Annotated in this window: 12 protein-coding genes; 1 reads left to right on the forward strand and 11 read right to left on the reverse strand. The window is 45.1% G+C overall.

From position 1 onward, the window contains the following. Positions 1-218 precede the first annotated feature (218 nt). The 10 genes from ACTUJY_RS00750 to leuS all read right to left on the reverse strand — a co-directional run bounded on the left by ACTUJY_RS00750 (position 219) and on the right by leuS (position 10,710). The gene (locus ACTUJY_RS00750) at positions 219-1,007 is read right to left on the reverse strand and encodes a septal ring lytic transglycosylase RlpA family protein (protein ID WP_463614119.1); all 789 of its coding nucleotides are present in this window, start codon (positions 1,005-1,007) and stop codon (positions 219-221) included. Positions 1,008-1,010: 3 nt separating this feature from the next. Next, positions 1,011-2,033: a lytic murein transglycosylase B gene (gene mltB / locus ACTUJY_RS00755; RefSeq protein WP_463614120.1), complete on the reverse strand. Its 1,023-nt coding sequence runs from the start codon at positions 2,031-2,033 to the stop codon at positions 1,011-1,013. A 29-nt stretch (positions 2,034-2,062) separates the two neighbouring features. Further along, complete coding sequence (rodA, locus tag ACTUJY_RS00760) at positions 2,063-3,181, reverse strand: rod shape-determining protein RodA (RefSeq protein ID WP_463614121.1); 1,119 nt, start codon at positions 3,179-3,181, stop codon at positions 2,063-2,065. After that, positions 3,178-5,049, reverse strand: coding sequence for a penicillin-binding protein 2 (gene mrdA, locus ACTUJY_RS00765; protein WP_463614122.1), 1,872 nt, complete (start codon positions 5,047-5,049; stop codon positions 3,178-3,180). Before mrdA ends, rodA begins: the two co-directional genes overlap by 4 nt. A gap of 76 nt (positions 5,050-5,125) precedes the next feature. Then, positions 5,126-5,596, reverse strand: a complete 471-nt coding sequence (gene rlmH, locus ACTUJY_RS00770; RefSeq protein ID WP_463614123.1) for a 23S rRNA (pseudouridine(1915)-N(3))-methyltransferase RlmH — start codon at positions 5,594-5,596, stop codon at positions 5,126-5,128. Next, positions 5,593-5,925 carry a ribosome silencing factor gene (gene rsfS, locus ACTUJY_RS00775; protein ID WP_463614124.1) on the reverse strand — a complete coding sequence of 111 codons (333 nt, stop codon included), beginning with the start codon at positions 5,923-5,925 and terminating at the stop codon, positions 5,593-5,595. The genes rlmH and rsfS overlap by 4 nt, the downstream gene beginning before the upstream one ends. A gap of 25 nt (positions 5,926-5,950) precedes the next feature. After that, complete coding sequence (gene nadD, locus ACTUJY_RS00780) at positions 5,951-6,601, reverse strand: nicotinate-nucleotide adenylyltransferase (protein WP_463614125.1); 651 nt, start codon at positions 6,599-6,601, stop codon at positions 5,951-5,953. Between the two features lies 1 nt (position 6,602). Further along, positions 6,603-7,622: a DNA polymerase III subunit delta gene (gene holA, locus ACTUJY_RS00785; protein ID WP_463614126.1), complete on the reverse strand. Its 1,020-nt coding sequence runs from the start codon at positions 7,620-7,622 to the stop codon at positions 6,603-6,605. Between the two features lie 12 nt (positions 7,623-7,634). Continuing rightward, a complete protein-coding gene (locus tag ACTUJY_RS00790) occupies positions 7,635-8,123 on the reverse strand; it encodes an LPS-assembly lipoprotein LptE (protein ID WP_463614127.1) in 489 nt (162 codons plus the stop codon). 4 nt (positions 8,124-8,127) lie between these two features. Beyond that, on the reverse strand, positions 8,128-10,710 hold the full coding sequence (gene leuS, locus ACTUJY_RS00795; protein WP_463614503.1) for a leucine--tRNA ligase: 2,583 nt from the start codon (positions 10,708-10,710) through the stop codon (positions 8,128-8,130). Between the two features lie 195 nt (positions 10,711-10,905). Between leuS and ACTUJY_RS00800 the strand changes: the two genes are divergently transcribed. Next, positions 10,906-11,688, forward strand: a complete 783-nt coding sequence (locus ACTUJY_RS00800) for a YdcF family protein (RefSeq protein WP_463614128.1) — start codon at positions 10,906-10,908, stop codon at positions 11,686-11,688. 67 nt (positions 11,689-11,755) lie between these two features. Here the strand turns inward: ACTUJY_RS00800 and ACTUJY_RS00805 are convergent, their stop codons facing one another. After that, on the reverse strand, positions 11,756-13,279 hold the full coding sequence (locus ACTUJY_RS00805) for a tryptophan halogenase family protein (RefSeq protein WP_463614129.1): 1,524 nt from the start codon (positions 13,277-13,279) through the stop codon (positions 11,756-11,758). Positions 13,280-13,300 lie beyond the last annotated feature (21 nt).

The following is a 13,300-nucleotide window of genomic DNA, read 5'->3' on the forward strand; positions in this document are numbered from 1 at the left end:
GATTGTAACATAGGCATACAAGCTTGTGCTAAAGACACTGTTACGCAAATAAAGTTCTAAGTTCTAAGTTCTAAGTTCTAAGTTCTAAGTTCTAAGTTCTAAGTTCTAAGTTCTAAGTTCTAAGTTCTAAGTTCTAAAAACGATGTTAGATATTTTATGCCGGTCAACTCTTTCACTTAGTCTTGGTCCTTATCACTTAGCGTTTTTAACTCAAGCCTTCACTCAAACACCACTTTAGGCGTTCCCAGCTCGGGCATCGACAAGGTATCCACTAATCGATTCGCAGCATCGGTTGTTTCGATAGGACCAATTCGAACCCGGTGGAGGAACTGCCTACGCACTCGAACTTCACTGGTCGTCACCGGCCAGGGTACCTGTTGGCTAATCGCATTGACCAACCGGCGAGCCTTTTCTTTATCGGAATAGGCGCCAACCTGAACATATGTTCGTTTTCCTTCCGGGATCGCAATCGGACCGGTTTGCCTGTGAGTCCCTTCCAGCACAATCGCCTCGACTTCCACTTCGGTCGTGCCATGCTGTTGAAAACCAAGTTTTACGGCTGCTGCATAAGACAAATCGAGGATCCGTCCCTCTTTAAAAGGTCCCCGATCATTCACCTTTACAACCACCTGTTTACCATTGCGCAAATTGGTCACTTTTACATAAGTTGGAAGGGGCAAAGTTTTGTGGGCAGCACTCATTGCGTACATATCGTAAACTTCCCCTGATGAAGTGCGTACCCCATGAAATTTTGTACCATACCAGCTGGCGATACCTCGTGCTTTGTAGTGTCGGGCATCGTTCATCACGTAATAGGTGATGCCGTCTTGCTCGTATTGACTGGGGTTACCGTATACGCTGAGTGGCTCAACTCGAGGAATGGCATCTGGAATCTGAGAAACATCTCGCGGTTTATCTGGCGCACCGTCTTGTACCTGAATCACACCACAAGCACTAAGCCAGACTATAAAAAGCAATAACGAACAAAATCGAAACAAAAGAGTCATGATTTATCCATGCCAATAAGACATTGCTCGGCGCGCCGTCACTTCTTGACTGAATTGATATACCGCAAGTGCGTACAAGGTACTGTGATTATATCGAGTGATCACATAAAAATTATCGAACCCAACCCAGTAATCTTCTCCTTCTGATTGTTCAAACGGATATATCGCAGCCGTTTGTTCTGGCAACGTTTCAACCAACCAATCAAACCCTTTCGCTCGAATCGCCCCGGCAGTCGATTTTGGTTTGAGCCGCTCTGGCTTAAAGCTTTCCTCTAACGAGCCTTGCACTGTCACTGGATAGGCAACGGGCTCACCCCAGCGCCAACGATGTTTACGAAAGTAATTTGCTACACTGCCGATGGCATCGATCGGGTTATTGAATAAATCAATTTTACCGTCACCATCAAAATCGACCGCGTACTCTCGGTAACTGGAAGAGATAAATTGCCCCATACCCATCGCACCGGCATAGGAGCCTTTCGGTTCTAATACATTCCACCCTTGCTCACGGCACAAAAGTAAAAACTGCTCCATTTCCTTTCGAAAAAAGGTTGCGCGTTTCGGATAATGGAATCCCAAGGTGTAAAGCGCATCCCAAACTGGAATAGTGCCCTGTATTTTTCCATAAAAAGTTTCCACCCCGATAATACCAACGATAATCGCAGCCGGTACTTGAAAAGTTTCTTCAGCACGTTTCAACTCGGTATGATATTGATTCCAGAAGTTAATGCCTGCTTTTATACGCGAATCACGAATGAATATTTTACGATATTTATGCCAGGGCAAAGCTTCGGCAGGACGATTCATAGAGTCGATAATTTTTTGTTGCTTATTAGCTTTGGCAAACCAAACGCGAAGCTTATTTTCATCCATCTGATGTTCAGCAACCATACGCAATATAAATTGCTCTTCGGTTTCTGTTATTGTGCTTTCTGCTCGAGCCACAAGCGATAAACAAAAAGCACTAAGCAAAACGCTAAGCTTTGTTAATCGTATGCCCGTCTGAATGACTGTAGAACAATTCAAGGTTACTACTCCCTTACAAATGATTGGTGTTATCGGGAAACCAGTTTTCGATGTGTATAAATCGACATTAACATACCAAAGCCTGCAAGTAAGGTCACCATAGAAGTACCTCCATAGCTGACCAACGGTAAAGGCAAACCTACAACGGGTAATAAGCCCGTAACCATACCTATGTTAACAAACAGGTATATAAAAAATGTCAGTATAATGGCACCGGCTAACAAGCGCGAAAACGTTTCCTGAGCCTGAGTTCCGATGTACATGCCTCGAGCGATCACAAACAAATACATCGATAACAAAATGATCACACCGATTAAACCGAACTCTTCACCCAATACCGCAAAAATAAAATCGGTTGAACGCTCGGGTAAAAACTCCAATTGCGACTGCGTGCCTTCCAACCAGCCTTTGCCATCAATACCACCGGAACCGATTGCAATTTTAGACTGAATGATATGGTAACCACTGCCAAGTGGATCACGTTCCGGATCAAGATACACCAAGACTCGTTCGCGCTGATAATCGCGCATTACAAAAAACCAGTGAACCGGCGCATAGATCACACTAACAATCCCGAGACCAAAAATCATTTTCCAATTCACTCCGGAAAGATAAATGGCAAATATCCCAGAGCAAGCAATAAGCAAACTGGTTCCAAGGTCCGGCTGCTTTAGAATCAGCAAAGTGGGTATCATTACGATTGCGAGAGCTAAAAAAAGTTCGCGCTTTTTTGAAGGTAAAACCCGATCACTGAAAAACCAGGCGACCATCATTGGCACTGCCAGTTTCATTATTTCAGAAGGTTGAAAACGAAAACTACCAAACTCTAACCAGCGTTGCGCACCTTTGCCTTTGTCGCCGAACAGCAACACGGCGACCAGCAACAAAATACCTATACCATAAAGTGCGGGTGCCCATTTGGCGTAAAATCTCGGCGGTAACTGTGCCATAACAAACATGACCACACAGCCTAACCCCAAACGTGTGATTTGCCGATACATCAACGATTCACTTTCTCCACCGGCGCTATACAAAATCATTAACCCAAACGCCATGACGGCGAGCAGTCCGGCTAACAAAGGCAAGTCCAGATGTAAGCGCCACACCAAACTTTGGCGCTCTTTGTGAGTATGACTGCGCGCGTTCATGGCTGCTCACTTCTGGTTGACGGCTTGCTTAACAAAAACTGGTCCATCACCTGACGAGCAACTGGCGCAGCGTTTGATCCACCGCCACCTGCGTTTTCCACAACAACCGCTACTGCAATTTGTGGATCGTCGAAAGGTGCATACCCGATATACAATGCGTTGTCTCTTAATCGCTCAGCCGTTTTCTCCGCTTCGTAATCTTCCTCTTGCGATATGAGTTGAACGGTTCCGGTTTTCCCAGCAGACACGTATTGTGCTTTTTCGAAAGCGCCACGAGCGGTACCGATAACCGGGTTATGGTTGACCTCTCGCATAGCGTCTTGAATCCGCTTAAAGTGTTTGCCGTCGCCAATATTTATCTGCTGCGGAGCCAGTATCGGATCAATTGAAATTGCCTTACCATCTTCGGCAATACTTTTCACCAATCGCAATTGATAGCGCACGCCATCGTTGGCAATAACGGCGGAAGCGTTTGCTATTTGAAGCGGTGTTGCCAACCAGTAACCTTGACCAATACCGGTAATGATTGTTTCGCCTGGAAACCAGTGCACACCACGTGCCCCTTTTTTCCAGGCTCGGCTGGGCATTAAACCGGGAACTTCTTCCCCCATATCGATACCGGTGGATTCGCCAAAGCCAAATTGCGTCATGGTTTCGGCTATTTTATCGATACCGAGTTTATAAGCCAGGTCGTAAAAGTAAATGTCGCACGACTGAATGATCGCTCTTCGATAGTTGACCTGTTTGCCATGTCCCCACTTAACCCAGTCGCGAAATTTTCTTTGTTCATCCGTCGGCAATATGTAAGTTCCGCGATCATCTATGGCGTAATCCGGCGTTACCATTCTTGACTCCAACCCCAACCAGGCCAAATGAGGTTTAATGGTGGAGCCCGGCGAATATTGACCGCGCAATGCGCGATTAAATAAGGGCCGATCTTCATTTAACAGCGCCTGGTAATCTTTACTGGATATGCCAGTGACAAAAAGATTCGGGTTATAACCCGGTGTGCTGACCAGCGCTAACAAACCGCCATTTTTAGGATTGATCGCAACCACAGCACCGCGACTGCCATTTAACGCTTTGTGTGCGGCCAGCTGTAAAGACAGGTCGATTTCCAGATACAGATCTTGTCCTGCTACCGGTGGCTGCTCCGACAGCACGCGCAACACTCGACCCTGAACATCGGTCTCCACTTTCTGGCTGCCAATCGTTCCGTGCAAAATTGATTCGTAATACTTTTCCAGCCCGACTTTACCGATATGACGCGTTGCTTTGTAATTCTGTTGATCAATTTTTTGCAATTCACGATCATTAATACGTCCAACATAACCCAGCGCATGCACCAGGATTTTGCCATAGGGATAATAGCGAACCAATCGCGCTTCAATACTCACCCCCGGAAATTTATGGCGATCAACCGAAAATCGAGCCACTTGCTTGTCTGACAGTTTTTGCTTTAGTGGGATTTTCTTAAAGCGTTCGCGCGTACGTTTCAACTCTTCCCAAAACTGCTCCACATCCTCATCATTCAATGACATTAATTGCTGTAACTCAGAAACCGTGCGTTGCATATCTCGAATTTGTTCTGGCACTAGTTCCAAAGAATAAACCGAGCGATTCTCGGCAAGAATGGTGCCATTACGATCGTAAATCAGCCCACGTGTGGGCGCGACGGGTAAGACTCTAATACGATTATTATCCGATTCAGTACGATACTTGTCGTATTGAACGATTTGCAGGTTGGCAACCCAAACCACCAACAACACCATCATGAACACCACCAGAATAAAACCGACAAGCATACGGTTCTGATAGAGCATCAGCTCTTTAAACTGGTTTTTAATAGTGACTTTACGTTGCAACATAGAGTCAGATAAAAGCAGAATAAGAGGACATTAAAGTTACAGGCATAGTGTTGAAAACTGTTGGATTATATTTATTTTATTCACGATGATATGGGTGATTCACCGTGACCGTCCAGGCCCGATACAGCGCTTCCGCCACAACGACGCGCACCAGTGGGTGCGGTAACGTGAGCGCCGATAAAGACCACTTTTGATCGGCCATCTGCCGCAGTTCGGGGGTTAATCCCTCCGGACCACCCACTAACAAAGCGATATTGCGTCCTTGTTGCTGCCAACGCGTTAACTGTTGCGCTAACTGTGGGGTAGACCAGTTCCGACCTTCAACATCCAATGCAATCACCCAATCGCTGGGATCGATTGCGGCTTTAATGGCGTCAGCTTCTTTCGCCATAACGCGCGCAATATCGACTTGCTTCCCTCTTTTGGCTGCGGCAATTTCTATAAGTTCCAGTTTGCACTCACGGGGAAGACGTCTTGCATACTCCTGATAGGCAGTTTCAACCCAGGAGGGCATTTTATGCCCAACAGCAATCAGGCGAATGATCATGAAGTCGCTTCAGCACTCCATAACTTTTCAATCTGGTAGTAGTCACGCACATTCGCCTGCATAACATGCACGATGGCATCACCAAAATCCACCAAAACCCATTCAGAAGTGTTTTCGCCTTCCACGCCTAATGGCATTTTTCCAAGCTCTTTGGCTTTTTGTACCAGTTGCATAGCGATGGATTTCACATGACGGGAGGAGGTTCCGGAGCAGATCACCATGGTATCGGTGATGGTGGTTTTTTGTTGTACATCAATCACGCTGATGTCTTTTGCTTTGGCTTCTTCAAGTTGATCAACAATAAATGCTTTCAGTGCTTCGCTATCCATTCAATAACCTTAGTAGGACGAGAAATTAGTTAAATGTCGCATACAAATGATGCTGACCAATATATTCTATAACGGAATCCGGCAGTAAAAAACGACAGGAGTGCTTTTCTGCTATTAAATCGCGAATTTGTGTCGCAGAAATATCAAGCAGTGGGCAAAGATGGCGGTAAAGACCACCACTGGGCTCTTCCAACAGTTCTAAAATATCTTCACAGAAGGTCAGTTTATCCATAACTTCTGAAACGGGCTGACTGGCAAAATCGCCAGGCCGGGCAACCGCAATAATATTCACCGAGTCAACCAGCTCTTGCCAATTATACCAGGTATGCAAATGCGCGATCGCGTCATCCCCCATCACAAGTAACAGAGGTCGCTTGGGAAACTCTCGTTGAAACTCCAGGATCGAAAGCAACGTAAAAGATGGTCCATTTCGCTTCAGCTCCCGATCATCCACCGATAAATGAGACACGCTACGAGTCGCAAGTTGTAACATCTCCAGCCGTTGTTTAGGCGTTGCAATAGGTTGAGTTCGATGAGGCGGATAGGCGCTAGGCATTAATCGTATTTCTGCATGCGGTAACAGATTATGCAGATTTTCTACCAATCGTAAGTGACCGTAATGCACAGGATCGAAAGTGCCACCAAAAATCACCAGTGGAGTATTTCTTACCGTCAATTTAAATCACCTTGCGCCACAAAGGCTTTCCTGACATTAGCAGCAAACACGTCGTTAGCTCGTCCCATAAGTTGCCTTGTTCTTTACCTTTTGCCAATTTATCGAGATGCGAACAACGCTGAACCACGCGTCGCCATAATACAGGTGGCAGTCGATTGAGCACACCCGAAATCAATCGGCTGCGCGAACTCCATACTCGATATTGTCGGACCACTTCGCCAACATTAGAGCCCGCTGCAACCGCTTCCGACATCTTTAACATTTGTCGGGCTTCACGATACACCGTTGTGATCAAGAGCATCGGCGCTATACCTTCGGCACGCAATTGCCCCAGCATTCGCAACACTTTCGAAGTTTGTCCTGCCAGCGCGGTATCTATGAGTTCGAAGCTGGTGTATCGTGCGTTGTTGGCAACCGCATCCTGCAAATGTTCTACTTCTAACAGTTGTTCGCTCGCTAGCAGTTGCAGCTTTTCCAGATCCTGATTAGCAGCCAACAAATTCCCTTCGCTGCGATCGGCGAGAAACTGTATCGCATCGTTACTTAACTTTAACTCCAACTCGTTAGCGCGACCTGCGATCCATTGCGGCAATTGATAGGCCGCAACCGGCCAAATTTGTACGACCAATCCATGTTGTTCAACGGCTTTTACCCACTTATTGGAAAGTTGTCGTTTATCCAGCTTTGGGCAGGTAATCAGGTAACTTTTGTCTGTCGTCGGTTGCGCCAACAACTCAATAAGTGCTGCTTGCTGAGACTTATCCGGTAACTTTTCAAAGCGCAATTCGATGATTTTTTTATCGGCAAATAAAGAGAGGTTGTCGGCTTCGGCAGTTAATTGATCGAATGAAAATCCACGACCGACACTGTACAAGTTACGCTCACTAAAGCCTTGCTGTTGCAGCGCTTTGCGGATTTTATCTTGTGCCTGCATTACCAGTAGCGGCTCGTCACCAGTGATCAGAAAAGCCGGTAACGGAATCTGAAGTTGGTTCGCTAATTGTTCAAACTTAATGGCCAATCCGAGTTCCTTTCAAGGTGCGCTCTGCTCTAGTGTTCGAATCAATTGCTGAGCCAATTGTACTCGCATGTTGGTCAGTAATTCGGCTTCCTGTTGTCTTGCCGCCAGCAATTGACTTCGATCGTAATGAAAAATTCGCGAAACGGATAAATGTTGTTCCTGGCTATCTGTGTTTCCAACGGAAAAATGAAAGTTCAGCTCTAGGCGAAGTTGATATTCGGTTGCGCGTCCGCTGGCATCACGTGCCAATACACGCTTTGCCAAACGCTCAGATTTGAGCTGTAAACGGTTTTCCGACTCTGGCTGAATCTCAACACCTAACAAAGCTAACTGTTGTTGAGTCAAGACGGCTAATGTTTGGGTGTTACCCATCGACTGTAAAGCGATCGACTGTAACATCGATGTCGCCTGGTCAGTTTCCAGCCCTTTTAAATGAAAGCCGCAACTACCAAGCGAACCCAAGAGCAGACTAAAAAAAAGTGCCGTGCTGAATCGCTGCATTGAATTAACCAACAACAATATTCACCAACTTGCCAGGCACAACGATCACTTTGCGAATGGACTTATCATCGGTAAACCGTTGTACATTTTCATCGTTTAGTGCTATCGACTCAATCGTTTCTTTATCTGCATTTTTAGCAACGGTGATTTTAGCACGCAGTTTACCGTTTACTTGTACCACCAGTTCGACTTCATCTTGAACCAAAGCGGATTCGTCCACTTGCGGCCAGCTGACATCAATAACCGCCGAGTCGTTTCCAATTGCTTGCCACAAATCATGACAAATATGGGGAGTGATCGGGCTGAGTAACAAAATGACCGTTTCGATACCTTCACGCACGACACTACGATCTTCTCGGCTGTTTTGTGGGGCTCTGCCAAGGGTATTACACAACTCCATAACTGCGGCGATAGCCGTGTTAAACGTATAACGACGCTCAATATCGTCAGTCACTTTTTGAATGGTTTCGTGCGTTTTAAATCGAACCGCTTTTTGGTGTGCGTTCAGCTCGATGTCATTCAAGTGAGCGATATCGCCCGCAGCCAAATGATCGTAAACCAGCTTCCACACCCGCTTTAAAAACTTAAAAGCACCCTGCACACCGTCTTCTCGCCATTCCAGAGACTGCTCTGGTGGCGCCGCAAACATGGTGTAAAGACGTGCAGTATCGGCTCCGTATTGATCGATCAGATGTTGGGGATCCACACCGTTCATTTTCGACTTGGACATTTTTTCCATTCCGCCCAAAGTGACTTCTTCTCCGGTTTCTTTCAAAAATGCACGCAATATTTTGCCTTTCTCATCTTTCTCTACGGTGACTTCTTCAGGTGAGTAATAATGTTTTGCGCCATTTTCCACTCGATAATAAGTTTCGGAAAGCACCATCCCCTGAGTGAGCAGTCTTTTGGCCGGCTCATCACTGTTAACCAGACCGGCATCGCGCATTAACTTGTGGTAGAAACGGAAATACAATAGGTGCATGGTGGCATGTTCGATACCCCCAATGTATTGATCCACCGGTAACCAATAATTGGCTTCTTCTGGCTCTAACATGGCGTCATCGCTATTTGGTGTTGTATAGCGTGCGTAGTACCAGCTCGACTCCATAAAGGTATCGAAAGTATCGGTTTCGCGCTTGCCTTTTACACCATCCACTTCGGTATTTAGAAATGCTTCGTGGGTTAATAGCGGAGAGCTCGCTCCTTCCATTACGAGATCGGTAGGCAATGTGACGGGAAACTCTTTGGCCGCAACCATTTCACCACTTTCCAAACGAACCATAGGAATAGGCGCTCCCCAATAACGTTGCCGAGAAACGCCCCAATCACGCAGCCGATAATTGACTTGCCTTTTACCCAACCCTTTGGCTTCTAACCATTTACAAATGGCATCAAATGCTTGTTCCGAAGTTAGACCATCAAATTCACCGGAGTGAATTAAGACACCTTTTTCGGTGTAAGCTTGCTCGCTCAAATCGCATGCCTGCTCAGCTTTTTCACCCGGTTTGATAACCTGCTTGATTTCAATTTGGTATTTGTGTGCAAACTCCCAATCACGCTGATCGTGTCCGGGAACAGCCATTACCGCGCCCGAGCCGTAATCCATCAATACAAAATTAGCCACCCATACTGGTACCAGCGCTCCTGAAACAGGATGAATGACTTTAATACCGGTATCCATGCCTTTCTTTTCCATTGTGGCAATATCAGCTTCAGCAGTAGAGCTGCGATTACATTCATCAATAAAAGCCTGTAATTCAGCGTTTGAATCGGCCGCACGCTTAGCCAACGGATGTTGGGCGGCCACCGCGACATAGGTCACCCCCATCAAGGTATCCGGACGGGTCGTATATACAGAAAGTTCATCACTGCCATCGGCCAGCTTAAACGTCATGTTGACGCCTTCAGAACGACCGATCCAGTTACGCTGCATGGTTTTTACGCTATCCGGCCAACCGTCAAGCTCATCAATGCTGTTAAGTAACTCTTCGGCGTATTGAGTGATCCGAATAAACCATTGTTCGATATCCTTTTTGATCACCGGTGTATCACAGCGCCAGCATCGACCGTCATGCACCTGCTCATTGGCCAAAACGGTTTCATCATTAGGACACCAGTTCACTTGTGACTGTTTTTTATAAGCCAGATCTTTTTCAACCAACTGGGTAAAAAACCACTGTTCCCACTTGTAGTATTCAGGCTTACAGGTTGCGACTTCACGTTCCCAATCATAGGCAAACCCAAGGCTCTGCAGCTGTTTTTTCATATAAGCAATGTTTTGCTCGGTCCATTGAGCTGGCTGTGCTTTATTTTTGATCGCCGCATTTTCTGCTGGCAGACCAAACGCATCCCATCCCATTGGCTGAAGTACATTAAAACCTTGCATGCGCTTAAAGCGTGAAATCACATCACCAATGGTGTAATTACGAACGTGGCCCATATGAAGTCGACCACTGGGGTACGGAAGCATCGAAAGGCAGTAATATTTTTCTCGGCCGGTATCTTTTACCGCCTTAAACACTTGTTTTTCTTGCCAAAACTGCTGTACCTTTTGCTCGATGGCTTGCGGATTGTAATGTTCCTGCATGGTCAACGATTGAACCTCAAAAATGAATTCCACCGCAGAATCGTACGTTTACGGTCCGGGTGCGGCATTGTTAATGTATAGTAATGTCTGAAACCGGCAATAATAACGCAGCATCACCGCAAGCAACAACCGAAAAGCCGTTAAGATTACTGATTAGTAGCGACTAAAGAATAAGAAAGGATTTGTATTTATCTCATGACCACCGGAACTTTCATCGCCTATCTGGCAAAGTCACTGTTTTTACCCCCAGGGCTCAATTTATTGATGTTACTCGCCGCCTGGATAATCTGGAAGAAATGGCGAAAAACGGCACGAGGCTTGGTCGCTGTTTCCGTATTCAGTTTGTACGCTTTAAGCACTCCCTTCATCGCCCAGCTACTGCTTGATTCGTTACAAACCTACCCGGCACTCACACTGAAGCAAATTCAAGAGTTGCATATCGATAAACAGGAGGAGCCGACCGCTATTGTCATTCTAGGCGGAGGAAGACGAAGCAAAGCTGAGGAATACGGCCATACGGATACCGTAAATGCTCGAACGTTAGAAAGACTCCGGTACGGCGCTTACCTTCACAAAAAAACCGAATTACCCTTACTCGTTACTGGTGGTAGCGTTTTTGGTGAACCCACACCCGAAGCAGTTTTGATGAACCAAGTGCTTACAGAAGAATTCGGTGTTAATGTGAAGTGGCTAGAAACTCAGAGCAACAACACGCGTGAAAATGCTGAATTTAGTGCGCAGATTTTAAAGCGAAATGGAATTCAACGTATTGTTTTGGTTACCCATAATTGGCATATGGCTCGTGCTAAACTTGTATTTAATACGATGAATTTAAAAACGCTTAATGCACCCACTTCTCGTCTTTCAATTCAGTTAGACAACAAACTCATGAACTATTTACCGTCAACAAACGCAACCTATTATAGTTTTCAGGCTTTAAACGAAATTGCGGGGTTGGCTTGGTATTGGTTACAGTAATGCTAGCGTTTCTTTAGTAATGTTAGTAATGAGGCTCAAGTTTAGATTGTATCATTCGACTTATTGCTCATCTTTTTGGTTGTATACTTTTAAGTAACTCACGATGTAATGGCGTCAGCGACAAAGCTCTTCGTCTTAAATTTTGAAGATCGGTTAGAACTTTGAAACTTCTGTTACTAGGTATACTTTTTAACGTGGTATTATTCGGATGCACAAGTCTGTTCATACCCGCTAAAATATACATATAATTGGGCGCACCAAACAAACCAATTTCTTTGAGGTCTGAGTGTGAGGGTAGCTTATATTTCCAAATATTAAGTTGTTCTTGTAGCGAGTCAGAAATCGTCAATTCATGCTTGATAAAACGCCAAAACTCACTGTCTTCACGATTACTTAAACAGTAGTGTAAAACGATAAAGTCCTTCACGTCGTCGAACTTTGCAGACATTATTTGATTATATCGTTTTTGTAATACCTCATAATCTTCTTTAGCAGGAAAATAATCGCAAAATAATTCCAAACCGGTTTGAATAAACTGCAGTCCTGTTGACTCCAGTGGCTCAACAAATCCACCGGCTAAACCGATAGCTAGGCAATTTTTAAACCAAAACGATTCTGGCCTTCCAACTCTCATTTTTAATTTTTTTACGTCAAGGTTCATATCAACGTTTAAGTGTTGTTTAAATTCCAATTCGGCTTCGTCAAAAGACTGAAACCGATCAGAGAACACATAACCATTACCGTAACGGTTTGCTAATCCTATTTCCCAAATCCAGCCAGAACTCTTTGCGGTAGCGGTCGTGTAAGGCAACGCAGAATCATTTTCACTTAAATAGGGTGTTTGTAAAGCGAGCGCACTATTACATAGCAATTCATTTTCAAACGAAATAAACTTTTGATTTAATGCCTTTTCGATGAGCAATGATTTAAATCCGGTACAATCTATAAAAAAGTCTGCCTTGTGCTCTCCGGTTTTTTCAGTAATGAGCGATGAAATGTCTCCCGTTTCGCTTAATATTACTTGTTTGACAGTATCTTCAACTCGGTCCACTCCCCGAGCAAGCGCCGTTTTACGAAGATAGGCTGCCATCAATACCGCATCTAAATGATAGGCATAAAGAGTCATGCCTTCATAATCTTTCGCATTGAATGGTTTGGGAACACGAGCGGCATCACACAAAGTAGGCAGTACACCTGTCGCCTGTGCAAATGGTTCAACATTGCTACCCTTGAGTTTTTCAGCTGCCCAATGATGCGACGCTTCAATTCCATCGGAAAACAAGGGAGCTTCAAAAGGATGGTAATATCCCCCGTCCCCTTTTTCATACCAGTCAACAAATTTAATCGCAGACTTAATCGTTGCATTTGTTTCAAGAAATAACTGTTTTTCAGGAACGCCGATCTTTTGGAAGAAATCTCTAATAGTCGGAACAGTCGCTTCACCAACACCAATAGTTTCAATATCGGGTGACTCAATAACTTTAATTTTAATTTTTGAAGTTTCGGTTAAAAGCACCTTATTTAAATAGGTTGCAGCCATCCAGCCAGCACTGCCGCCACCGACGATAATGATAGATTTAATACCAGCCATTAATACTCACAATTGACAGGG

The sequence above is a fragment of the Pleionea sp. WD8-19 genome (assembly GCF_055326765.1).